The 24,174-nt window shown below is 74.8% G+C and carries 16 protein-coding genes and 2 pseudogenes; 9 read left to right on the top strand and 9 right to left on the bottom strand.

Annotated features, from left to right (window positions below; translation table 11 throughout):
* Positions 1-74: 74 nt before the first annotated feature.
* The 7 genes and pseudogenes from ACOBQU_RS34980 to ACOBQU_RS34950 all read right to left on the bottom strand — a co-directional run bounded on the left by ACOBQU_RS34980 (position 75) and on the right by ACOBQU_RS34950 (position 12,798).
* The gene (locus ACOBQU_RS34980; RefSeq protein ID WP_423632893.1) at positions 75-2,174 is read right to left on the bottom strand and encodes a hypothetical protein; all 2,100 of its coding nucleotides are present in this window, start codon (positions 2,172-2,174) and stop codon (positions 75-77) included.
* An 86-nt stretch (positions 2,175-2,260) separates the two neighbouring features.
* Positions 2,261-4,345 (bottom strand): hypothetical protein, encoded by a 2,085-nt coding sequence (locus ACOBQU_RS34975; RefSeq protein WP_423632891.1) that lies wholly within the window; start codon positions 4,343-4,345, stop codon positions 2,261-2,263.
* Complete coding sequence (locus tag ACOBQU_RS34970; protein ID WP_423632890.1) at positions 4,342-5,241, bottom strand: DUF11 domain-containing protein; 900 nt, start codon at positions 5,239-5,241, stop codon at positions 4,342-4,344. Before ACOBQU_RS34970 ends, ACOBQU_RS34975 begins: the two co-directional genes overlap by 4 nt.
* A 1,295-nt stretch (positions 5,242-6,536) precedes the next feature.
* On the bottom strand, positions 6,537-9,266 hold the full coding sequence (locus ACOBQU_RS34965; RefSeq protein WP_423632888.1) for a discoidin domain-containing protein: 2,730 nt from the start codon (positions 9,264-9,266) through the stop codon (positions 6,537-6,539).
* Between the two features lie 198 nt (positions 9,267-9,464).
* Positions 9,465-10,683: pseudogene (locus tag ACOBQU_RS34960) on the bottom strand (GDSL-type esterase/lipase family protein).
* A gap of 78 nt (positions 10,684-10,761) precedes the next feature.
* Entirely contained in the window at positions 10,762-11,337 is a 576-nt protein-coding gene (locus tag ACOBQU_RS34955) for a TetR/AcrR family transcriptional regulator (protein ID WP_423632887.1), read from the bottom strand.
* An 84-nt stretch (positions 11,338-11,421) separates the two neighbouring features.
* Positions 11,422-12,798, bottom strand: coding sequence for a tetratricopeptide repeat protein (locus ACOBQU_RS34950; protein ID WP_423632885.1), 1,377 nt, complete (start codon positions 12,796-12,798; stop codon positions 11,422-11,424).
* Between the two features lie 155 nt (positions 12,799-12,953).
* Between ACOBQU_RS34950 and ACOBQU_RS34945 the strand changes: the two are divergent.
* Positions 12,954-13,305: pseudogene (locus tag ACOBQU_RS34945) on the top strand (MerR family transcriptional regulator); the annotation flags it as partial.
* Positions 13,306-13,544: 239 nt separating this feature from the next.
* Here the strand turns inward: ACOBQU_RS34945 and prcB are convergent.
* On the bottom strand, positions 13,545-14,390 hold the full coding sequence (gene prcB / locus ACOBQU_RS34940) for a proteasome subunit beta (RefSeq protein WP_423632883.1): 846 nt from the start codon (positions 14,388-14,390) through the stop codon (positions 13,545-13,547).
* A gap of 285 nt (positions 14,391-14,675) precedes the next feature.
* On the opposite strand from prcB, the gene ACOBQU_RS34935 reads away from it, so the two are divergent.
* From ACOBQU_RS34935 to ACOBQU_RS34925, 3 genes are all read left to right on the top strand, one after another.
* Complete coding sequence (locus tag ACOBQU_RS34935) at positions 14,676-16,175, top strand: FG-GAP repeat protein (protein WP_423632881.1); 1,500 nt, start codon at positions 14,676-14,678, stop codon at positions 16,173-16,175.
* Positions 16,176-16,378: 203 nt separating this feature from the next.
* Positions 16,379-17,293: a glycoside hydrolase family 16 protein gene (locus tag ACOBQU_RS34930; RefSeq protein WP_423632879.1), complete on the top strand. Its 915-nt coding sequence runs from the start codon at positions 16,379-16,381 to the stop codon at positions 17,291-17,293.
* Positions 17,294-17,356: 63 nt separating this feature from the next.
* Complete coding sequence (locus ACOBQU_RS34925; protein WP_423632878.1) at positions 17,357-18,034, top strand: AIM24 family protein; 678 nt, start codon at positions 17,357-17,359, stop codon at positions 18,032-18,034.
* 49 nt (positions 18,035-18,083) lie between these two features.
* Here ACOBQU_RS34925 and ACOBQU_RS34920 read toward each other — a convergent pair whose 3' ends face one another.
* Complete coding sequence (locus ACOBQU_RS34920; RefSeq protein WP_423632876.1) at positions 18,084-19,334, bottom strand: MFS transporter; 1,251 nt, start codon at positions 19,332-19,334, stop codon at positions 18,084-18,086.
* Positions 19,335-19,865: 531 nt separating this feature from the next.
* Between ACOBQU_RS34920 and ACOBQU_RS34915 the strand changes: the two genes are divergently transcribed.
* The 5 genes from ACOBQU_RS34915 to ACOBQU_RS34895 all read left to right on the top strand — a co-directional run bounded on the left by ACOBQU_RS34915 (position 19,866) and on the right by ACOBQU_RS34895 (position 24,141).
* Entirely contained in the window at positions 19,866-20,021 is a 156-nt protein-coding gene (locus ACOBQU_RS34915) for a hypothetical protein (RefSeq protein WP_423632874.1), read from the top strand.
* Between the two features lie 3 nt (positions 20,022-20,024).
* Complete coding sequence (locus tag ACOBQU_RS34910; protein WP_423632872.1) at positions 20,025-20,627, top strand: RNA polymerase sigma factor; 603 nt, start codon at positions 20,025-20,027, stop codon at positions 20,625-20,627.
* A 437-nt stretch (positions 20,628-21,064) separates the two neighbouring features.
* Complete coding sequence (gene whiG / locus ACOBQU_RS34905; protein ID WP_423634915.1) at positions 21,065-21,898, top strand: RNA polymerase sigma factor WhiG; 834 nt, start codon at positions 21,065-21,067, stop codon at positions 21,896-21,898.
* 115 nt (positions 21,899-22,013) lie between these two features.
* On the top strand, positions 22,014-23,408 hold the full coding sequence (locus ACOBQU_RS34900) for a diacylglycerol/lipid kinase family protein (protein ID WP_423632870.1): 1,395 nt from the start codon (positions 22,014-22,016) through the stop codon (positions 23,406-23,408).
* Positions 23,401-24,141 carry a phosphatase PAP2 family protein gene (locus ACOBQU_RS34895; RefSeq protein WP_423632868.1) on the top strand — a complete coding sequence of 247 codons (741 nt, stop codon included), beginning with the start codon at positions 23,401-23,403 and terminating at the stop codon, positions 24,139-24,141. Before ACOBQU_RS34900 ends, ACOBQU_RS34895 begins: the two co-directional genes overlap by 8 nt.
* The last annotated feature ends 33 nt before the right edge of the window (positions 24,142-24,174 follow it).

Genomic DNA, 24,174 nt, shown 5'->3' with positions numbered 1-24,174 from the left:
GTGAAGCCCTGGGGTTTCGTCCCCAGGGCTTCACGGCGGTCAGGGGCCGCGGCGCGCGGGCGCCTCGGGCCGCGTCACGGGATCTGCTTGGACACCTCCAGATCCGCCGAGGGCTCGTTGACCCGGCCGCCGGGCGGGCCCGTGGTGCTGGAGTTGTTGGCGGCGACGGGGTCCGCGGTCGCCGACGACACCGTGGCCGTGTTGTCCAGGTCGCTGCCGTCGCCGGTGTAGGTGGCGGCGAGCTTCACCTTGAACACCCAGCTCACCGACGCGCCGGGCGCCAGCGCGGCCAGCGGTCCGCAGGTGACCGTGCGGCCCGCGGCGCACGGGTCGTCCGACGAGACGAAGCTCAGCGCCGTCGGCAGCACGTCGGACACCCGGACCTGCTCGGCCTGCGAGGGGCCGTTGTTGGTGACCGTCACCGCGTAGTCGAAGGTCTGGCCCGGGGTGACGGGCTGGTCCGTGACCGGCTTCTTCTCGACGGCGAGGTCGGCGGACGGCGGCGCGATCTGACCGCCGGGCGGCGCGGCCGTGTCGGTGTCGTTGTCGCTGGCGGGGTCGATGTTGTCGGCGGTGACCCGGGCGGTGTTGCGCAGGTCGCTGCCGTCGCCCTGGTAGGCGGGGTCGACCTTCACCGTCAGCGTGTACTCCACCGACTCGCCGACCTTCAGGGGGGTATCGCGGCGGCAGGAGACCGCCTGCCCGGAGACCGTGCAGCCCTCCGGCGCGGAGGACACGTACGACAGGCCGAGCGGCAGGTCGTCGGTGAGCCGGACGTTGAACGCGTCGGCGGACGGGCCCTCGTTGGTGACGGTGACCTTGTAGTCGAAGGTGTCGCCGGGGCGGGGCGGGGTGTCGCCGACGGCGGTCTTGGTGACGGCCAGGTCGGCGGTGGGCTTGTTGACGGCGCTGCCCGGAAGACCGGCCTCGGCGGTGTTGTTGCCGGGGGCGGGGTCGGCGGTGTCGGAGGAGACGGCCGCGGTGTTGCGGATGTCGCCGCCGTCGCCGGTGTATCCGGGGTCGAGGCGGACGGTGAACGTCCAGGTCTTGGACGCGCCCGGCTCAAGCATGCCCTCGGGCCCGCAAGTGACGTCCTGGCCGGTGGCGGTGCAGCCGTCGGCGGACTCCACGAAGGCGAGCTGATCGGGCAGCCGGTCGGTGGCCGTGGTGTTCAGGGCGCGCGAGGGGCCGTCGTTGGTGGCGGTGACGGCGTAGGTGAAGGTCTCGCCGGGGGCGATCGGCGTGCTGGTGGTGGGCTCCTTGGCGGCCCACAGGTCGGCCCGCGGCTCGCTGACGCCGCCCGGCGGCAGGACGGCCGCGCTGGTGTTGTTGGATGTGTCGGGGTCCTCGGAGTCGGACGTGGCGGTGGCGGTGTTGCGCAGGGCGGAGCCGTCGCCCTGGTAGGCGGCGCTCAGCTTCACCTTGAACGTCCACGTCACCGACGCGCCCGGCACCAGCTTGGCGTGCGGGCCGCAGGTCACCCGCTGGCCCTCCGCGGCGCACGGGTCGGCGGACGACACGAAGACGATGCCCTCCGGCAGGGTGTCCGTGGCCATCACGTTGCGGGCGTCCGACAGTCCGGCGTTGTGGACCTGGATCTCGTACGCGAACTCCTCGCCGGGCACGGTCGGGCCGCTGCCGATCGCCGTCTTCACCGTCGACACGTCGGACTGGGGCGTGAACGGTCCCGGCGGCGTGACCGGGTCGGGCGTGTTGTTGTCCGGGTCCGGGTCGGTGGCGTCGGAGGTGCCCGACGCGCTGTTGCCGAGGTCGGAGCCGTCACCCCGGTAGGCCGGGCTGAGCTGGGCGATGAACGACCACGTCTTGGTCTGCCCGACCGTCAGCTCCGGCTCCGGACCGCAGGTCACCGTGCGCCCGCTGGCGGTGCAGCCGTCGGCCGACGACACGAACGACATGCCCTCGGGCAGCGTGTCCGACGCGGTCACGTCACGAGCCACCGAGGGGCCCCTGTTGGTCGCCGTCAGGGTGTACGTGACCAGGCCGCCGGGCGGGGTGTCCGCCCGGCCCAGCGGGGCGCGGGCCAGCTCCGTGGTGACCCGCGCCGCGCCGGACGGCGCCGCCTGGGCCGGGGCCTGCCCCTGCGGCAGCGCGCAGACCAGCGCGGCGGCCACCGCGACCGCCAGGCGGCCTCGGCGATGTCGTGTCGTACTCATCTCACATCGGTTCCGTTCGTGCTCCGGTCGCGTACACCGCGGTACGGACGTACGGGGGACGCGTCCCGCCGCTTCGGTGGGACGCGTCACGTGGGGGTGTTCTCGGCCGTCTTGCCGAATTCCAGGTCGGCGGTGGGGGGCCTGACCGTGCCGCCGGGCGTGGAGGCGCCGCCGCTGTTGTTTCCGGTGTCGGGGTCGGCGGTGGCGGCGGTGGCGGTAGCGACGTTGAGGAGGTCCGTGCCGTCGCCGGTGTAGCCGGCGTCCAGGCGCACCCGGAACGTCCACGACACCGAGGCGCCCGGCGCGAGGGTCTCCGCCGGGCCGCAGCTCACCGTGGACTCGCTCACGGCGCAGGCGTCGGCGGACGACACGTACGTCAGCGAGGTCGGCAGGGGGTCGCTGACGCGGACGTCCCGCGCCAGGGACGGGCCCTGGTTGGTGACCGTCACCGTGTACGCGTACTCCTCTCCGGGCGCCACCGGCTCACTGGTCGTGGTCTGCTTGACGGTGGCGAGGTCGGCGGCGGGGGCGCGCACTCCGCCCGGGGGCGGGGCCGCGGCGCTGGTGTTGTTGGCGGGGTCGGGGTCGGTGACGTCGTGGTGGACCTCCGCGGTGTTGCCGAGGTCGGAGCCGTCGCCGGTGTACGCGGGGTCCAGCCGGACCCGGAACGTCCACGACACGGAGGCGTTCGCGGCGAGCCGGTCCGCCGCGGGGCAGGTGACGGTCTGTCCGGCCGCCGTGCAGCCGTCGGCGGACGACACGAACGTCAGGCCGGTGGGCAGGGTGTCCGTGACGGTGACGCCGGTGGTGTCGGACGGCCCGTGGTCGTGGACCGTGACGCGGTAGTCGAACTCCTCGCCGGGCCGTACGGGGCCCGGGCCGACGCCCTCCTTGGTGACGGCCGCGTCGGCCCGTGCGGTAACGGTGGTGGCGGCGGTGGCGGTGTCGTCCGTGGGGTCGGTGTCGGTGCGGTCTCTGGGGGCGGTGACCGTCGCCGTGTTGGTGAGGGTGGTCGGCTGGGCGGGGGCGGTGCCGGTGACGGTGTAGGTCACGGTGCCGCCCCGGGCCAGGTCGGCCGTGGTGTCCAGGGGGCCGCTGCCCGACGCCGCGCCGCACGCGCTGCCGCTGCTCGCGACGCACGTCCAGGTCACGTCCGTCAGGCCGGGCGCCGCGTCCTTGATGACGGCGCCGGTCACGGCGTTGGTGTCGCTGTTGGTGACGCGCACGGTGTACGTGACGGGTCGGCTGGCCGCCGGGGCGGTGGCGGGCTTGCCGGACTTGGCGATGCTCAGGTTGGCCGGGACGTTGATCGTCAGGTCGCCGATCTCGTGGTTGTTGGTGGCGCCGCCGGTGCCCGCGGAGAAGCCGACGCGCAACGTGGGCGGCAGCGCGGGCTGACCGCTGACGGTCGACACGTCGAAGTCGCTGATGACCTTGGTCAGCGGGGTGCCGGGCCCCGAGTCGGACCAGACCGACACCAGCAGCCTGCCGCCCTCGGGGTGCACGGCCACGCGCACGGTGCGGTACTCGGCGCGGCTGCCGGTCTCCACGGTGCCGCCGGGGCCGTCGGCCGCCGTGCCGTAGTGGTAGCCGGAGGTGCCGTTGCCGCCGCCACGCAGCACGATCTTGTTGGGCTGGGTGCCCGGGCCGCTCGCCGCGACCTGGTTGGACGAGAAGTTCCCGAACTCGTCGATGCCGATGCCGAGGAACGCGCCGGGCACGCCGTTGTTGTAGCAGCCGAAGAGGAGGCTGGAGCAGGCGTATCCCAGGGCGCCGCCGGTGGCCCCGGTGCCGATCGGGGCGCTGCCGTCGGCGAGGAAGAGCGCCAGGCCGTCACCGCGCCTGCCGCTGTACGTGGTACCGCCGTAGGTGGCGTACGTGAACTCCGCGACGATGCCGAGGCTCGTGGAGAAGGAGTCCTTCATCTGCCACGAACCGGCCTTGTTCGCCTGGGCGGGCGTCAGGCGCAGCCAGCCGTCGGTGTAGGTGGCGCTGCCGGTGGCGGTGCCCAGGTCATTGCCGTTGTCGAAGCTCTCGTGCACCGGAAAGGCCAGCTCGGCCCGGGCACCCGAGGCCGCCGCCGGAGCGAGCAGCCCGCCCACCAGGGCGCCGAGCGCGAGGACCAGGGCGGTCAGGCGGCGGGCGCCCGCCGAGGGCCGGGGTGCCGTCATCGCCGCGGCCCCTGCCGGGCCGGGCGCCGCCGGGCCACCGCCATGAGGAGGCCGCCGCCCGCCACCGCCGCGCCCGCGGCCCAGCCGAGCCAGGCGGGCACGTCGCCGCCGGTGTGGGGCAGCTCGCCCTCGGACCTGACGTACAGGGTGTGCGGCGGGTTCTGGTTGTCGCCCGGGTCCGGATCCTTCGTGGTGGCGGTCACCGAGGCGACGTTCTCGATCCTGCCGGGGTGGCGGGCCCACTCGGTCGCCACCCGGACGGTGATCTCGTACGTGGCCGACGCGCCCGGCGCCAGCCGGTCGGGGCCGAGGCAGACGACCGGTCCGGCGCCGTCCGGGGCGCAGCCGTCCGTGGAGCCGACGAAGCGCAGCCCGCGCGGCAGCGGGTCGCTCACGCGCACGCCGCGCGCCGTGCCGGGCCCCTGGTTGCGCACGGTGATCCGGTAGCGGAAGGTCTCGCCGGGCCGCACCCAGGTCCTGTCGCCGGGCAGCACGGCCGTCTTGGTCAGGGAGAGGTCGGCGCTGCCCCGGCCCGGCGGCACGGGCAGGCCCGTCACGGACGTGGTGTTGTTGTCCCGGTCGGGGTCGTGGGTCCCCGAGGACACCGTCGCCAGGTTCACGATGTCCCGGCCATCGCCCTCGTAGTCGTCGGCCAGGCGCACGGTCACGGTCCACGCGTGGGAGTCCCCCACGGCGAGCTTCGGCAGCGGGCCGCAGGTGACGGTCCGTCCGCTGGCGGTGCAGCCGTCGGACGAGGACACGAACACCAGCGACTCCGGGAGCTGGTCGCGCACCACGACGTCTACGGCCTGCGACGGGCCGTGGTTCACGGCGGTGATGCGGTAGTCGTACACCCCGTCGGGCCCCGGCACCCCCACCGCGCCCCGACGCGCCACCCCGCCCACCGCGACCCCCGTACGGACCGCCAGGTCAGCCTGGGCGCCCCCGGGTCGGCTCCGGGGTTCGCGAGCGGTCGGGGTGGGGGTGGCGGAGGGGTGGGGCTTCGCTGCGGAGGGGGGTGAGGGTGACGCGGCCGAGGGGGGCGGTGGGGGTGGGGGTGGGGGAGGCACCGGGGGCGAGGAGGGTGAGGAAGGCGACGGCGTGGCACTCCTGCCCGCTGGCGCGGCGTCACTGGCGGGGCCGTGAGCTGCCGTTGGCGCCGACGGCGGGGGCGACACCGATGGCGTCGCGGACGGAGGAGCGGGCGGAGAAGCGGCAGGAGAGGCGGGCGGCGACACGGATGGAGGAGCGGGCGGCGACGCGGCGGGGGAAGCGGACGGCGACGCCGCCCGGGACGCCGGAGCCGCAGCGGGAGCCGGAGCCGGAGTTGACACGGATGGCGAGACCGACGGCGAGGCGGACGGCGAAGCCGCAGCCACGCTCGACGGCGATGCGGAAGGCGCGGCGGAAGCCACCGCGGAGGGTGACGCCGAAGGCGCCCCGGACGCTGATGCCGAAGGCGCCCCAGAGGGCGAAGCCAACAGTGCCCCAGACGGTGACGCCGAACGCACCCCCGAGGGCGAAGCCGACAACGACCCAGATGGTGACGTCGAAGACGACCCGGAGGGCGAACCCGAGGGGACCCCGGAAGCCCCGGCCGAAGGCGACCCCGAGGGCGAAGCCGACAGCACCCCAGACGGTGACGCCGAAGGCGCCCCGGAGGGCGAGGCCGAAGGGCCCACGGAAGCCCCGGCCGAAGGTGACGCCTCCGCCGACACCGCCCCCGGCACCGTCACCGACGGCTCAGGCGCCGCAGCCGGGCGCGCCCCGAGCGTCGCCGCCGTGACGGCGGCTGCGGGCGGTGCGACCAGCGCGGCGGCACCGGCGGCGAGCGTCACCGCGCCGCGCGGCCAACGGCGGGCACCAGCACGCCGCCTGAGGTGGTGTCGCATCAGCAGACCCCTTCACGTCGGGCGCAGGGCAGCGCCGCCCGTTCCGACCGGAGAGCAAGGTCTGTTTATCCGATTTTTCCGGTCTGAGGTGACCAAGGGCTGCGAACGGGTGAGCGACATGCACCGAACAGCGCAGTTCCCCGCGCCCGAAAGGGCGCGGGGAACCGCGTGACCAAAGGCCCGACGGCGAACCAGACCAGTCGCGGACCCACCGCGGAGCAGACCCACCGCGAAGCGAACCCAGCGCGGAGCAGACCCACCGCGAAGCAGACCGCCGCCGTCCAAGTCCAGCGACAGCGCTACCGCACGGTCAGTTCCGCGATGCCGGGCCGCTTCTTGGCGTCCTGCTCACCGCGCACGGTGACCCGCACGTACCGCGCGAGCCGCGGGGAGTCCGCGTCGTGCCAGTGCCGCCCGTCCAGGGAGACCTGGACGTCGTACGACACCGGCTTGACGCTGGTCCAGGTGGGCGTGACCTTCTCGACGCGGACCGGGTCGCCGAGGTCCGCCGTGAGGGTGCCGGTGGCCGCGTCCGGGGTCCAGGCGGTGGCGGTGTTGCCGTCGACCGCGGCGCCCGCGTACAGGCCGGGCTCCTCCGACGAGGCCTCGGCGGGCCTGCACCGCGCCAGGTTGTCGGTCGGGGTGAGGTCGGGGCGGCGGGTCTTGAGGACCGCCGGGGCGCCCTCGCTGACGATCTGCTCGCCCTGCGGGGTGTCCAGGGTCATCGGCTCGCCGCCGGTCAGGCGCACGGTGGTGCGGTGCGCGCCGATCTCCACGTCGTACGTGCGGCCCTGCCAGGTCAGGCCGCGCAGGGTGACGCCCTCGGCGAGCTGCGGGGGCAGCGTCGGGTCCAGGCGCACCCGGTCCTCGCGCATCCGCATGCCGGTCAGGCCGTGGGTGAACGTCTGGAGGAAGCCGCCCTTGCCGGTGAGGAAGTCGTGCGCGGGCGAGCCCGACAGCGGGTCGTCGGCGCCCGCCTTGTCCCCGCGCGCCTCCGAGAACTGCGCGAACGGGCCGCGCACGAAGGGCCGGATGGAGCGCTCCAGGTAGGTGTAGGTGGAGCAGCCGGGCTCGCCGATCCCGGCGGCGTCGATGGCGTGCACCGAGTCGGTCATGGCGGGGCCGTCGGGGTCGGTGCGCTCCGCGTAGTAGTCGAGCGTGGCGGCCGCGGCGCCCTCGGGCATCCGCCACTCCAGGGGGTACATCAGCAGGACCGTGTCGGCCTGCTTGATGCGGCTGCCCTGGTAGCCGTCGTACTGCTCGTAGACCTTGCGCTCGGCGTCGTACGGGATGCGGATCCGCTCGGCGATCCTCGTCCACTCGGCGGGGGCCTGCTCGCCGAGCAGCTTGGCGGCGCGCGCGGCGTTGCGCAGGGAGATCACGGCGCCCGCGTTGGTGAACACGGCGTCGTCGACGCCGTTGCTGTACTCGTCGGGCCCGGCGGTGTCCTTGATGGAGTAGCTGCCGTCGGCGTTGCGGCTGACGCGGCCCGCCCAGAACTCGGCGATGCCCTTCAGCACGGGCCAGCCGCGCTCGCGCAGCCACTCGGTGTCCTTGGTGGCCAGGTAGTACTGCCAGGTCGCGAGGGCGATGTCGGACTGGAGGTGGATCTGGGTGCGGCAGTGCGGCGGGTCGACGCTGTGGCACTCCTTGGCCAGGTCGCCCGAACTGCCGCTGTTCCAGGGGTAGAACAGGCCCCGGTAGCCGAAGTCACGGGCGTTCTCGCGGGCCTTCGCGCGCGTGCGGTAGCGGTAGTCGACCACCGTCCTGGCCAGGTCGGGCCGGGTCGCGAGGAGAGCGGGGTACATCCAGGTCTCGGCGTCCCAGAAGATCAGGCCCGCGTAGTTGTCGCTGGTCAGGCCGGCCGGGGCGATGCTGTTCCCGGCGCCGTCGCGCGTGCTGGACAGCAGTCCGTACTGCGCGGAGCGCACCCACGTCTGGAGGTCGCGCCGCCCGGCCACCTCGATGTCGCCGCGCCACAGCTTCGCCCAGGCGGCGCTGTGGGCCCTGAGCATGGCGTCCCAGCCGCGCTCCGCCGCGCGCCGGGAGGCCGCCGTGGCGTCCCGGCGCGGGGCGCGGGAGGTCAGGGCGGTGTCGACGCCGACGTACTTGGTGAGTTCGTACGACTCGCCGTCGCGCACCGGCAGCGTCAGGGATTGACGGTTCGTCAGCTTGCTTGCCTTTCCGGCGCGTCGCTCGGTGACGTCGCGGACGCCGTGGCCGGGGCGCAGCGTGGAGGCGACGGCGCCGCGGACCTTGGTGCCGTCGGTGCGGAAGGTCACGTCCATGGTCGGACCCGGGCGGCCGTGCCGCTCGGTGCCGCCGCGGTCGCCGCCGCCGGTCTGCGCGACGCGCCGTGCCCCGCGGCCGTCGAGCAGGTCGGTGACGGTCGCCTCGCCGCTCCAGTGCGGGCGCAGCTTCAGGCGGACGGCGCCCACGTGCGGGTTGACGCGGTCGGCCAGCACCTCGTAGGTCAGGTCGGTGCGGCGGCCGTCGGACGCGGTCCAGGTCAGGGTGGTGCGGACGAGGCCGCAGTGCAGGTTGAGGCTCTGCCGGTAGGCGGAGATCCTCCCCGGCGGCGTCGAAGAGTTGAATGTGTCGCCGCCGGAGCCGCCGGTGCTGACGGTCAGCGGGGTCCAGGTGGGCAGCGCCGCGACGGCCTGCCGGTCCCCGGCGGTCTGCTTGTTGTGCGCGTACAGGCCCGACACGAAGGAGCCGTCGTAGCGCGGGGTGTACAGGGGCCAGCCGGTCTTGGCCTCGCTGTCGGTGTAGCCGGATCCGTTGGGCGCCACGCGCTGCCCCAAGTAGCCGTTGCCGACGAAGGCGTGGTGGGTGCCCTTGGGGTCGATCCGGGTGCTGTCGAGCGTCCAGCCGTCGCCCTCGCGGCACGGGGCCGAGCCGGGGGTGGCGGCGGGCGAGGCGGTGGCCCGCGGGGCGGCCACCGGGGGCACGGCGGCGACGAGGACGGCGGCGAGCAGGGCCGCGGACAGCTTGGCGGCGTGCGGACGGGAAACCAGGGAGTACGTCATTGTTCTCCGTCAGGTGGTCCATGGTGATCTGTGAGGGTCTCCGGACCCTAAATTTTGTGAACGATCCCCGTCAATCACCGTGCGACAACGATCAATTTCCCGAATACGGGAAGCCAGGGTTCCGCCACCTGGCCGTGCCGCCACCCGGTCGCGCCGCACCGCGCCCCCGGTCGTGCCGGGCCACCCTGGTCCGCGCCCCTACCGCTGGCCGGGGGTGCCAGCCGCGTCGGCCGCGAAGGAACCGCCGGGCGCGAAGGGACCCCCGGGCGCGAAGGCCCGCGCGGCGAAGCGCTCCCCGACGCGGCGGTGCGTCGCGGCGTCCGGGTGCAGCGCGTCCGGCAGCGGCAGCTCGGCGGCGTCCGCCTCGCCGTACAGCTCCCGGCCGTCGAGGTAGTGCAGACGCGGGTCGTCGGCGGCGCGGAGCGCCACGATCCGGGCCAGCTCCTCGCGGATGACGCCGAGGGTCAGCTTCCCCGGCGCGCTCCGCCGGGTCGCCCGTGGCGCGGAACCTCAACTGCCCGGAGCTGAGTGCCGACAGGTCGGGGGCGCTCGGGCCCGGTGTGTCCTCGTGGATGGGGCACAGCAGCGGCGAGATCACCAACAGCGGTGCGGTGGGGTGGCCTTCGCGCACGGTGTCGAGGAAGCCGTGCACCGCCGGGGTGAAGGCGCGCAGCCGCATCAGGTCGGCGTTGACGAGGTTGATGCCCAGCTTGACGCTGATCAGGTCGGCGGGGGTGTCCCGCAGGGTCCGCGCGGTGAACGGATCGAGCAGGGCGCCGCCGCCGAACCCCAGGTTGACCAGGTCGACTTCGCCGAGCGCGGCGGCGAGCGCGGGCCAGGTCGTGCTGGGGCTCGCCGCGTCGGAGCCGTGGCTGATCGAACTGCCGTGGTGCAGCCAGGCCCTGCGGCCGGTGGCGCGGGCGGGCTCGACCGGGGCGTTGGCGCGCAGCGCGATCAGTTCGGTGGTCTCGGTGTGCGGCAGCCAGATCTCGATGTCCTTGGCGCCGTCGGCCAGGCCGGTGAAGCGGACGGTGGCGGGCTCTCCGGCGGTGTGCTCGGCGGTTCCGGCGGCCATGTCGATGGTGAGCGTGTTGCCGCCCGCCGCGCTGGCCCGGGCCGCGAGGCGGCCGTCGACGAGCAGGTCGTACACCCCGTCCGGGCGGGGTGGGGCGCCCACGTGGACCCGCTTGGTGGGCCGCGTGTCCAGCTCGACGGCGGTGGCGCGGGTGCGGAACGCGAGGCGCACGCCGGAGGGCTGGGACTCGGCCATGGCGAGCTGGCCGTCGGTGTTCTGCGCGCGGGCCCAGGCGGGCAGCCGGTGCGGGAGCACGCCGAGTTCGGTGCGCTCCACGTCCAGGGCGCCGCGCAGGAGGTCGGCGGTGACGGGCGTGGTGGTCCAGGTGTCCGGGGTGTGCATGGCGGTCCAGTCCGTTGGTCGAGCGATGCCAGGGGACGCCACGGGGGCATCCGGGGGCGTCAGGGGTGGGTACGCGGGTCAGGCGGACGGCGCGGGCCAGTTGCGCAGCAGCGCGTCGAGGGCGTCGACGATCCGCGTCCAGCTCTCCTGCGAGTCGGGGGCGCTGTGGCTGAACCCCCCGGCCAGCTCCAGGCTCACATAGCCGTGGAAGACGCTGCCGAGCAGCCGCACCGCGTGCGTCTGGTCGGGCTCCGCCAGGTCGTAGCCGCGCAGGACGGCGCGGGCCAGCTGGGCGTGCCGGGGGCCCGCGCTCGCGGCGGCCTCCTCGGGGGTGAGCCGCAGCCGGGCCGCGGCGTAGCGGCCGGGGTGCTCGCGGGCGTAGTCGCGGTAGACGTCGGCCAGGGCGGCCAGGGCGTCCTTGGCGGCGCGTCCGGCGAGCGCGGCGGCGCCGTGGTCGGCCAGCTCCGCCAGGGCGAGCTGGGCGATGCGGACCTTCAGGTCGTGGGAGTCGCGCACGTGCGAGTACAGGCTCGCGACCCTGACGTCGAACCGCCGGGCCAGGGCCGAGACGGTGACCTGGTCGAAGCCGACCTCGTCGGCGAGGTCCGCTCCTGCCCGCGCCAGGCGGTCCGCGGTCAGCCCTGCGCGCGCCATGCCCACCCTCTCCTCGCTCGTGCCCTCCTCCGGGTACGTCGATTATGCGGCTGCCTAAAGTCTTTAGGCAAATGCCTTTGAAGATTAGGTACGAGGGTCGGGGCGAGCCTCCTTGGCGAGGCGGGCGAGCCGCGCCCAGGCGTCCTGGTCGTACGGGCAGCGGGGGCGCAGGCTCACGCGCTCGCTCAGGAGCGTCCGCGCCAGGTCGTGGCGCCCGGCGCGCAGAGCGGCCTCGACCAGCGTCTTCTGCACGGCGTCCCGCTGGGCGTGGCTGCCGCCGAACGTGTGCAGACGGCGCCGCAGCGGCAGCAGCAGGTCGACGGCGTCCGCGTAGCGCCCCTGGCCGTAGGCGACGAGCGCGCGGCACACCGGCAGGCCGATCTCGGCGGTCATCGCCACGTTGGACAGGTCGGGGCGGCCGGTGCCGGTGGCGCGCAGCCAGGCCTCGCGGTCGCCGATGAGCCGTTCGGCGTCGGCGACGCGCCCGGCGCCCACGTGGGCCATCACGGCGTGCACGTCGTTGAAGGCGTAGTGGGCGCCGTCGCCCCGCCGCGCCCAGGCGTCGGCGAGGGCGGGCCAGCGCTCCCCGGTGTCGGCGCCCGCCAGGTAGAGCCGCCACAGCAGCGCGGCGGCGTCCAGGAGCTCCATGGCCGCGTCGGACGACTCCTGGTGGTGCACGGCGGTGTCGTACACGGCCAGGACCCGGTCCGTGCGGCCGGTCTCCAGGACGTAGAGGGCGTAGTGCCACCAGTTGTGCACGTTCAGGTAGTTGCCGCTCGCCCAGTCGTCGGCGCGGTCGTCGAGGAAGCGGATGCCGTCCTCGTACCGCCCCCGCATCTCGTAGGAGTGCACGACGGCGTGGATGCCCCACACGTCGCGGGGGTTGCGGCCGACGGCGTCCAGGCCCGCCTGCTCCGCCTCGGCGTAGTGCCCGGCCTCCTCTAGGCCGAAGGCGTACATGCCGCGCAGCAGGCCGTAGTGCGGATCGTCCGGGTCCCAGGCGGACAGGGCGCCGCCGACGCGGTCGCGCAGCAGCACCGCGTCACCCGTGAAGAAGTCGAGCTGGTGGCCGACGGCGAGGGCGAGGGCGTCCCTCGGGTACGCGACGGCGAGGTCGGCGAGGACGTCGGCCGCCCGGTGCAGCTCGCCGTCCAGCCAGTGCGCGGCGGCCGTGACGTGCAGCCGCTCGCGCGGGGTCAGGTCGGCGTCGGGCACGTCCGCGCGGTACGCCGCGAACGCCCCGGCCGCCTCGGCCGCGTCCTTCTCCTCCGTGCCGAGCACGCCCAGGTACGCCTGGAGGACGTGGCCCATGGCGGACCGGGGCGAGGCCGCGAGGACCGCACCGGCCTCCGCGACGACCTCCTCGCGGAAGAACAGCAGGTGGTCCAGGGCCTTCTCGTAGTGCCGCGCGGCGTCCGCGTCGGTGTACGTCATCGTCTGCGCGTGCCGGTCCGTGGTCACGGTGTCCTCCCGCCGGGTCGCTGCGTGCCGTGGTGATCCCTGCCCCCGCGCGGGACGCGGGACACCGGGGCGGCCGCCCGGCCCGGAGGCGGGCCCGGCGCGGGTCCTACGATGGCACCTGTCATCGATGTCAGGTTCCGGCGGCGAGGTGGACGATGCGGATCGGCGAACTGGCCCGGCGCACCGGGGTGAGCGAGCGCTCCCTGCGCTACTACGAGAAGCAGGACCTGCTGTCCTCCGAGCGCACGCCCGGCGGCCACCGCGAGTACGCGGAGAGCGCCGTTGACCGGGTCATCCGCATCCAGGAGCTGTACGCGGCGGGCCTGTGCAGCTCGAAGATCGCCGAACTCCTGCCGTGCATGCGGGACGTGGACGGCGGGCCGTCGGAGATCGCGACGCCGCTGCTCGTGCGGGAGCTGACGGCGCAGCGGGAGCGCATCAACCGGATGATCAGCGACCTGGTCCGGTCCCGCGAGGTCCTCGACGACGTGATCGACGCGGCGTCCGAGCGCTCCGGGAGGACCGTCAGCGCGGTACCAGAGCGCCCCGAAGAGGCACGGGGAACCGCGCGCTCAGCCACAACGTCGCCGCAGCTGTACGACGTCACGGCCCCGCACGGCCGACGCAGCGCTTAGGCGCCCCCGCGGCTAGGGGCCGCCGTCACCCCCACAGGGGCGCGGGGAACTGCGCGACCAGCCACGACGGCGCCGCAGCCGGACAACGGCACCGCACCTGCGGCGAAACGCTCAGAGCACCGGCGCCCGAGGACCGTCGGGCGCCGCCCGGCGGCGGTCCACCACGGACCGCGCGACCTCGGCGACCTCCTCCTGCGGCAGCTGCCGGTAGCCGTCCTCGGTGACGAGGGCCACCAGCGGGTACAGACGGCGCGTCACGTCGGGGCCGCCCGTGGCCGTGTCGTCGTCGGCCGCGTCGTACAGCGCCTGGACGGCGGCGAGGACGATGTCGCGCTCGGGCATGTCCTCGCGGTAGAGCTTCTTCAAGGAGCCGCGCGCGTACACCGAGCCGGAGCCGGTGGCGGCGATGGTCCGCTCCTCGCTGCGGCCGCCCGTCACGTCGTACGTGAACACCCGGCCCACGCCCCGGTCCAGGTCGTACCCGGCGAACAGGGGGACCACGGCGAGGCCGCGCATCGCCATCGCGAGGTTGCCGCGGACCAGCGTGGTCAGCCGGTTGGCCTTGCCGACCAGGGACAGGGCGGTGCCCTCGATCTTCTCGTGGTGGCGCAGTTCGAGCTGGAAGAGCTTGACGAGCTCCACGGCGAGGCCCGCGGTGCCCGCGATGGCGATGGCCGAGTGCTCGTCGGCCGGGAAGACCTTGTCGTACTCGCGGTGGGCGATGACGTTGCCCATCGTCAGCCTGCGGTCGCCCGCGACGAGCACGCCGTCCGCGTAGCGGGCGGCGACGATGGTGGTGCCGTGCGGCGCGTCGAAGCCGTCGTGCGGCGCGGGCGGGGTGCGGTGGGCGGGCAGCAGATCCGGCGCGTGGGCCGCGAGGAAGTCGACGAAGGACGAGGTCTCGGGCGCCAGGAAGGCGGGCGGGAGACCTCCGGTGCCGTGCGGACCGTTGCGCATGTTCCCTCCCGGGCGGGGCGGCGGACGACGGATCTTGAGGCGCACCCTACCCCCGGCCGCCAAGTGGCTAACCCCGGCGCCGAGTTGCGGGCCGCCCCACCCACGGCGGCGGACGGCGCACCCCCGACCGCCGCCGCACCAGCGCCCCGCGCCCACCGCCGTACAACCCTCCCGCCCCGCACGGCGTCGAACACAGGACCGGACGGCGACCGGGTCCCGCACCGGGCACCCCGCGCCGCCGTTCTCCACGGCGTCAACTCCGCACACCGTCAACAGGAGCCTTCCTTGCGCAAGAACCGATCGGCCGCGCTCACCGCGGCCTCCTTCCTGCTGCTGACCGGCGCGGCGGTCGCCGCCGCGCCCGCCGCCGTCGCGGGCACGCCGGGCAGCACCCGCGCCGACGACCGCAACAGCGACTTCAACGGCGACGGGTACGAGGACAGCCTGGTGGGCGCCCCCGACGCGACCGTGCGCGGCCACAAGGGCGCCGGGCTCGTCACCGTCCAGTACGGCTCGCCCACCGGCCTCGGCACCCGCGAGGTGGCACGGCTCAGCGAGGACAGCACCGGCGGCGACGGCACGCCCGAGGCCGGTGACGGGTTCGGCACGGTGGTGGCGAGCGGGGACCTGAACTCCGACGGGTACGACGACGCCGTGGTCTCCGCGCCGGGCGAGGACGTCGACGGGGTGCCGGACGCCGGGCGCGTCACCATCTTCTGGGGTACGAAGCAGGGCCTCAGGGCCGGTCTCAGCGACTGGCTGGAGGCCGAGGAGCCGCGCAGGGGCGAGCGGTTCGGCACCGCCCTCGCCGCCGCCCGGTTCAGCGGCGCCACCGAGGGCGACGTCCTCGCCGTGACCGACCGGGACGAGCTGGACACCTACACGTACGGCGACGGGCCGCACATCCCCGACAACGGCGCGGCGCCCCTGAAGCGCCGGTCCACCCACCGCCTGACCGCGCCGCCCGCCCGCGCGGCGGCGGCGCCCCGCACCATCCTGCCCGTGTCCCTGACCACCGGCGACTACGACAACAACGGCTACGCCGACCTCGTCGTCTCCGGCGTCACCGCGGGCGCCGAGCCCGGCCACGGCTGGTCGACGTACCTGTCGGGGCACAAGGAGGGCCTGACCAAGGAGCGGGACCTGCGCGGCGGGCCCGTCGCGGCCTCCGGCGACCTGAACAACGACGGCTACGACGACCTCGTGACCGGCGAGCCCGCCTCCCCCGACGACGGCGGCGAGACCCTCACCGGCGGCCTCGTGGGCGTGCGCCTCGGCGGCGCGAACGGGCCCTCGGCGGCGGTCAAGTGGTGGACGCAGGGCTCCGCGGGCGTGCCCGGCGCGGTCGAGAAGGGCGACCGGTGGGGCGCCGACCTGTCCGTCGCGGACACCGACAAGGACGGGTACGCGGACGTCGCGATCGGCGCCCCCGGCGAGGACGTCGGGTCGGTCGCGGACGCGGGCGCGGTGTGGGTGCTGCGCGGCGCGGCCGACGGGCTCACCACGCGCGGCGTCAGGTCCTGGACGCAGAACACCACGGGCGTGCCCGGAGTCGCGGAGCGCGGCGACCGGTGGGGCGCCCAGGTGCGGCTCGCCGACCCGGACCGCGACCGCCGCTTCGACCTGCTCGCGTCGGCGCCGGGCGAGAACGGCGGCGACGGCGTCGTGTGGTTCCTGCCCTCGGGCACGGGCGGCGTCGGCACGGCCGGGGCGTGGACGTACGGCGTGAAGTCGCTGGGAGTGCCCGTGGACGGCGCGGCGTTCGGCGCGGCCATCGACGAGTAGCCGAGCCGGCGGGAGGGGGCGGGCGGCGCGTCCGCCGGAGTTCCGACGCGCGGGGGCCGTGGGGCGGTTGGTCCGTACCGACTGCTTGACGGCCCCCTTCGGCTGCCGTAAGCCAAGTAGAGGCACCTCGGGTCTGTGAGCGCTCTCAGCGTTCACTTTCCGACGCCCACTTGTCATGCACACCCCCCACGCGAAGCGATGTGATGACCGTGCAGACGCTCCCCCGCTCCCGCCCGCTCCCCCGCTCCCTGTGCGGCGCCCGCCTCCCGCGCCGCCGCGCGCCCCTCGGCGCGGCGGCGCTCGCACTCGCCTGCTGCGCGCTCGCGGTCACCCCCGCCGGGGCGTCGGGCGCGGGCGCCCCGCCCGCGCCCGTGTCGCGCCCCGCCGCGTACGCCTTCTTTGACGACTTCGACGGCCCGGCGGGCTCGGCCGTCGACGGCGCCAAGTGGCAGACGGAGACCGGCGACAACGTCAGCAACCACGAGCGGCAGTACTACACCCCGGGCACCCGCAACGCCGCGCTCGACGGCCGGGGCAACCTCGTCATCACCGCGCGCAAGGAGAACCCGGCCGACTACCCGTGCTGGTACGGCCGCTGCGAGTACACCTCGGCGCGCCTGAACACCGCGGGCAGGTTCACGCGGACGTACGGCCACGTCGAGGCGCGGATCAAGGTGCCGCGCGGGCAGGGCATGTGGCCCGCGTTCTGGATGCTGGGCGCCGACATCGGCGGCGTCGGCTGGCCGGACTGCGGCGAGATCGACGTGATGGAGAACGTCGGCTTCGAACCCGGCACCGTCCACGGCACGCTGCACGGCCCGGGCTACTCCGGCTCCGGCGGCATCGGCGCCGGATACACGCTGCCCGGCGGCGAGGCGTTCGCCGACGCGTTCCACACGTTCGCGGTGGACTGGTCGCCGAACAAGGTCACCTGGTCCGTGGACGGGCACGTCTACCAGACCCGCACCCCGGCCGATCTCGGCGGCAGGAAGTGGGTGTTCGACAAGCCGTTCTTCCTGATCCTGAACCTGGCGGTGGGCGGCTACTGGCCCGGCGACCCGGACGGCTCCACGGCCTTCCCGCAGCGGTTGACCGTGGACTACGTCCGCGTGAGCTGACCCAGGGCCCGCCCAAACCCGCCATGACTTGGCGAAACACCCCGTCCAGTGCAGGATGCCCGCATGAAGAGCGACCTTTTCTCCAAGCAGCACCTGGCCGAGCCCGCCGTCTCCCCGGGCATGACGGTGCAGAACTCCAAGACCCTGCGGTACGTCGTGAACGGCGAGATGATGGCGCGTCAGGGCGCGATGATCGCCTTCCGCGGGAACCTCCAGTTCGAGCGCAAGGGCCAGGGCGTCGGCGGGATGCTCAAGCGGGCGGTCACCGGCGAGGGGCTGCCGCTGATGGCGGTGCGCGGGCAGGGCGAGGCCTGGTTCGCGCACGAGGCGCAGAGCGTGTTCGTCGTCGACCTGGAGCAGGGGGACGCGCTCACCGTCAACGGCCGCAACGTGCTGTGCTTCGACGCGTCCCTTTCGTACGAGATCAAGACCGTGAAGGGCGCGGGCATATCCGGCGGCGGGCTCTTCAACAGCGTGTTCTCCGGGTTCGGCAGGCTGGGCCTGATGTGTGAGGGCGAGCCGCTGGTGATTCCGGTGACCCCGCAGGCCCCGGTGTACGTGGACACGGACGCCGTGGTCGGCTGGAGCGCGAGCCTGGACACGTCGCTGCACCGCTCGCAGTCGTTCGGCTCGATGATCCGCGGCGGCTCCGGCGAGGCGGTCCAACTGATGCTCCAGGGCGACGGCTTCGTCATCGTGCGGCCGAGCGAGGCCCAGCCGCAGAAGCCGCAGCAGAAGTGAGCGGGGGTGGCCGGGCGCCGCGCGCGCCCGGCCACCGCCGTGCCGCCGGTCAGCAGGTGACGGCGTCCGGCGCGGTCGCGGGCGCGCCGGACGCCACCGCTCCGCGCTCCGCCCGCTCCAGGCGGCGGCGCAGCATCGGCAGGGCCCCTACGGTGAGCGCCAGCGCGAGCGCCCCGGCGCCGATGGAGACCGTCACCCCGGCCGTGGCGCCGAAGCGGTCGTAGACGACGCCGGTGACGGCCGCGCCGATGGCGACGCCGCTCTGGAGGCCCGCGATCATCCACGTCATGGCCTCGGTGAGGGCGTGCTCCGGCGTCGTACGCTCCACGATGCCCATGACGACGACCATGGTCGGGGCGAAGAACACCCCGGCGGCGAACACCACCGCGACCATGCCCGCGACGCCGTCCACCAGCAGGAACGGCAAGGTCGTCAGGGCCGTCCCGGTCACCCCGACGAGCAGCAGGCGCGGCAGCGGGACGCTCAGCCGCCGGGCGCCGAAGACGAGTCCGGAGACGCCGCTTCCGATGGCGTAGACGGCGAAGACGAGCCCGGCCAGGGACTTGTCGCCCGCGCGCTCGGCGAAGGCGAGGCCCATGGTGTCGACCATGCCGGGGATGGCGCCGCCGCACAGCAGGATCAGCGCGAGCACCAGGACGGGCGGCGACAGGATCGCCGACGCGCCGTCACCGTCGTGCACGCGCGGCTTCACCGGCGGCTCGGTGCTCTTCTGCGGGACGAAGAGCGCGACCCCGACGAGCAGCAGCAGTCCCGCGGCCAGGGGCGCGGCCTGCGGGAACAGGGCCGTGGACAGCACCACGGCGAGCGCCGGGCCGATGACGTACGTCAGCTCGTCGACGACCGACTCCATGGAGTACGCGGTGGTCAACTGGGGCGTGCCGCGGTAGATCTCGGTCCAGCGGGCCCTGACCATCGCGCTCATGCTCGGCATCAGGCCGGAGAGCAGCGCGAAGAGGAAGAGCGTCCAGGAGGGCGCGCCGGTCGAGGCGCACAGCAGCAGCCCGGCGAGGCCGAGCACGCTGACGCCGGTCGCGACGGGCAGCACGCGGCTCTGGCCGCGCCGGTCCACCGCCTTGGACACCTGGGGTCCGAGGAACGCCATGGAGAAGGTGAAGGTGCCCGCGACCAGTCCCGACAGCGCGTACGCACCGGTCGTCTCGGACAGCATCGTCAGGATGCCCATATGGGTCAGGGGCAGCGGGAGCCGGGCGAGCAGGCCTGCGGAGCTGAAGGCCCTGGTGCCCGGGGCGGAGAAGATCTCGCGGTACGCGTTCGGCATGACCTGTCCTGTGAGTCGCGTCGGCCCTGCGCCCGTGCGGGCAGGCGCGGCACCCCGGCGCGCGCCCGCCCGCACGGACAACAACTGGGACTATCGTTCCACTTTCTATCACGTCGGCGGCCGGACGCCGAGGCGCGGCCCGCGGCGGGCCGCGCTCCTCCGCTCCGCGCGCGGCACTCCACCTCGTACGCCGCGCTCCGCCTCGTACGCCGCGCACCACCTCGTACGCCGCGCACCGCCTCGTACGCCGCGCACCGCCTCGTACGCCGCGCACCACCTCGTACGCCGCGCACGCCGCCCGCCCTCGCGCGCACAGGCCAGGTCGCGTCGAACGCGAGGGCGAAAGGTCACCCATAGGGGCCCTCTCGGGGCGTGGGGCCTAACGCGTCGGTATCGCCGCACGACTCAGCGGGCGTGAAAGGACGAGAATTCACGCCTGTCCTCGGATGGGCGCCGAGCGCACTGCTGATCGCCGCCTACGGACTTCCGTGGACCGGCCTGTTGACGTGGGGGGCTGTGCTGGTGGTCGGGATGACCGGGGCCGAGTGGCAGCGGCGCCGCACGCTGCGATCGGTCCTTCAGGCGGCCCCGCCGGGCACCGTCGTCGACCTGGGAGCGGGGCCGGGAGGGCCGACCCTGCGCGTCCGGGTCGGCGCCCACGGCGACCCGCGCGCGCGGCGGCGGTGACGCGTGGCCGAGAAGCTCAGCCCGGAGGACCGGGACGGGATCGCCGCGCTGTTCGACGCCTGTTACGAACGGCTGTGCGCCTTCGTCTCCTGTCTGCCCGGCGGGCCCGAGCTGTCCGAGAGCCGGGACGTGGCGATGACCGCCTTCCAGGAGGCCATCAGGAACTGGCACACCATCGGCACCTGGGACCGGCCCCGCCAGCTGGCCTGGCTCAAGGCCGTGTGCCGCAACCGGCGCGTCGACGAACTGCGGCACCGGGTCGGCCTGGAGAAGCTGCTGCCGAACCTGTGCGACGCCGATGCGCGGATCGGCGATCCGGAGGAGATCGCCCTGGACCGCCTCGCCCTGGAGGCGTGCGCCGCCGCCCTGCGGCGCATGACCCCCTCGCAGCGCCAAGTGGCGGAGATGGCCTGGCTGTTGCAGCTGGCCCCGAAAGACATCGCCGCTCTGCTGGAGAAGAACGAGGGCACGATCCGCGCGCGCCTGTACCGAGCACGCGGGAAGCTCAGACGGGAGATCGGCCGCCAGCTGAGGTTCAGGCTCGCGGACGCGCCGCCCGGGCAGGACGACGAGGACGGACAGGACGAGCAGAGGAGGGAAGCGTGAGCCAGACGCCCGACGAGCGCGGCACCCTGCCGCTCGGTCCGCCGCCGCCCCCGACCGGTGAACGCCCCGCACCGCGGCCCGGACCGGACCGGACGGCCGAGGACCGGCGCACCCGGCCCGTGACCCCCGAGACGCTGCTGAGCCAGGCCGCCGAGCGCCTTGGCTCGCGCCCCACTCCGGAACAGACCGCCCAGGACCGGCGCACCCTGCTCGCCTGGCTGGACGACCCCGCGACGATGGCGGACACGGTCCACGACGCCTCGGCCGCGACGCTCCAGGCGACGGCACCCCAGGCGACGACATTCCAGGAGGCGGCGCCCCAGGAGGCAGCTCTCCAGGAGGCGGCACCCGTCCACGCGGAGGCCACCCGTCAGCCTGTGGCGCGCCGCGCCGCCGCCCGGTCCGGGACGCCCGCGGGAGGCACCGGCGCGGGGCCGGTGCTCCTCGCCGCCGACCGCCCGGCCCCGCCTCCGCCGCCCGCCGCCGGGGGCGGCGCGCGACCGCCCGCGCCCTCGTCACTGGACGAGCTGTGGCGGTCGTACAAGGCGACGGGTGACGGGCGGCTGCGCGAGCAGCTGATCCTGCACTACTCGCCGCTGGTGAAGTACGTCGCGGGCCGCGTCAGCGTGGGCCTGCCGCCCAACGTCGAGCAGGCGGACTTCGTGTCGTCGGGCGTGTTCGGGCTGATCGACGCCATCGAGAGCTTCGACATCGAGCGGTCGATCAGATTCGAGACGTACGCGATCACCCGGATCCGCGGCGCGATGATCGACGAGCTGCGCGCGCTCGACTGGATCCCCCGCTCCGTGCGGCAGAAGGCACGCAACGTCGAACGGGCCTACGCGACCCTGGAGGCGGAGCTGCGGCGCACCCCGTCCGAGAGCGAGGTGGCCGCCGAGATGGGCGTCACGGTGAGCGAACTGCACGCGGTCTTCAGCCAGTTGTCCCTCGCCGACGTCATCGCCCTGGAGGAGTTGCCGCACGTCGGCGGCGAGGGCGGCGACCGGCTGAGCCTGATGGACACCCTGGAGGACACCGCCGCGGACAACCCCGTGGAGCTGGCCGAGGACCGCGAACTGCGGCGGCTCCTCGCCCGCGCCATCAACACGCTCCCGGAACGCGAGAAGACCGTCATCACCCTGCACTACTACGAAGGGCTCACACTCGCCGAGATCGGCAACGTGCTCGGGGTGACCGAGAGCCGGGTGAGCCAGATCCACACCAAGTCGGTGCTCCAGCTGCGGGCCAAGCTGGCCAGCTTCGGGCACTGACCACCGGGCGGGCGGTACCGCGCCCGGCCTCACCCGCATGGCCCGGCCCGGATGCCCGCCGGTCCCGGGCCGCGCAGGATGGTGCACCCGACCCGGCGGAGAGGTGGGCCACGGCATGGGGACGCACGCGCGGCGCGCGCGGATGAGCGGCGTGCGCGAGGGCACGGCCGCGCGACTGCTGGCGCGCCTGGCCGTGCTCGCGGCGCTCGGCACGGTGGTCGTCCTGGTGCTCGCGCTGCGGGTGGGCGGCCTGGTGATCCTCGGGGCGGGGCTCCTCGGGCTGGTCGTCTGCGCCGCCGGGGCCTGGTGGTTCCTCGCGCACCGGGGCGTGGTGCGCCTCCTGGGGGCGCTCGTCGCGGTCGCCGCGCCCATCGCGGTCCTGGTGTACTTCGCGTACGACGGCCTGTGGCTCGCGGCGCTGGTCCTGATTGCCTGCTGGGGCGCGACGCTGCTGTGCGCGCGGGCCGCGCTGCGCCGGGCGGCTCCCCAGCCGCCCCGCCGGGCCCTCGCCGCGGCCCGGCCCCAGCACCCAGTGCTCATCATGAACCCGAAGTCCGGAGGCGGGAAGGTCGAGCGCTTCCACCTCGCCGAGCGGGCCGAGGAGTTCGGCGCGCGGGTGCTCCTGCTCGACCCGGCCGAGCCCTCCGACGTCGCCCTCCTCGCCCGCCAGGCCGTGGCCGACGGCGCGGACCTGCTCGGCGTGGCGGGCGGCGACGGCACCCAGGCGCTGGTCGCGGCGGTCGCCGCCGAGCACGGCCTGCCGTTCCTGGTGATCTCCGCGGGTACCCGCAACCACTTCGCCATGGACCTCGGCCTGGACCGGTCCGACCCGGCCCGCTGCCTCGACGCCCTGGCCGACGGCGAGGAACTGCGGGTCGACCTCGGCGACGTCGCGGGCCGGGCCTTCGTCAACACGGTCTCCTTCGGGGTGTACGCGGACGTCGTGCAGCGCCCGGAGTACCGCGACGACAAGGCGGGCACGGCCCTGAACCTCATGCCGGACCTGCTGGGCGGCGAGGGCACGCCCCCGCTCGACGCGCGCGCCGACGCCACCGAACTCACCGGCCAGCAGGCGCTGCTGGTCAGCAACAACCCCTATGGCTCCCCCGACGAACTCACCGGCGGCCCCCGCAGGGCCCGGCTCGACGGCGGTGAACTCGGCGTGCTCGGCCTGCGGGTGGAGGGCGCCGCGCAGGCCGCGGACCTCGCCGTGCGGGGGTCGCAGTCCGCGGGCCTGACCGTCCTGACCGCCCGGCGGGTCGAGGTGACCGCCGACGCCGACGAGATCCCCGTCGCGGTGGACGGCGAGGCGCTGCGGATGCCCACGCCGGTGGTGTGCACGCTGCGGCCGGGCGCGCTGCGGGTCCTGGTGCCGCGCGACCGCCCGGGCGTCGTACCGCCCGCGCCGCCCGTGAACTGGCGGCGCCTGCTCGGCCTCGCCCTCGGCCGCCCCGTGCGGACCCCCGGGCACCGGTCCCGCGACGGACGGAAGGCGCTCCCCCATGACTGACCGCGACCACGACCACGCGAACGGCCGGGGCTCAGGCCAGGAGCCCCTGACGGGCCGGGAGAACAGGCACGGGACCCCCACCGGCCAGCAGCCCGAGCCCTCCACCGGCCGGAGTTCCGGCGGGCCGCTCGCCCACCCGGTGGTCCGGGCCGCCGCCGCGGCCCGGGACGTCGTGCCCGCCGTGCTCAGGGACCTCCGCGCGGTCGACGGCGCGCTGTACGCCGCGGTGGCCGCCACGCCCACGCCCACGCTCGACCGGGCGCTGCGGCGGCTCTCACACGCGGCCGACCACTCGAAGATCTCGTTCGGCGTGGCGGCGGGCCTGGCACTGCGGCCGGGGCGCACCCGGCGCGCGGCGCTCACCGGGGTCACAGCGGTCGCGCTGGCGTCGGCGGCGGCGAACCTCTTCGGCAAGCGCATGGTCCGCAGGCGGCGGCCGGACCGGGAGCGCGCCCAGGTCGTCGTGGAGCGGCACGTGCCGATGCCGCGGTCGGCGTCCTTCCCCTCCGGGCACACGGCGTCGGCGACCGCCTTCGCCACCGCCGTGGGCGTGACGCTGCCGCTGGCGGCGGTGCCGCTCGGGGCGCTCGCGGCGGCCGTCGGCTACTCCCGCGTCCACACGGGCGTGCACTACCCCGGCGACGTCGCGGCGGGCGCGGTCCTCGGCTTCGCGGCAGCGGCGGTGTCCCTGGCCGCCGCGCGCGTCCCGCGAGGGGGTACCGTCGGCGGGTAGGGCGCGCGCACGCCGTGGGCGCGCATGAGCGCG

Origin of the sequence: Streptomyces sp. G45 (assembly GCF_049542095.1) — a bacterium.
GTDB lineage: Bacteria > Actinomycetota > Actinomycetes > Streptomycetales > Streptomycetaceae > Streptomyces.
The sequence above is the reverse complement of the archived record's forward strand: the minus strand, read 5'-3'. Positions and strand labels throughout refer to the sequence as shown.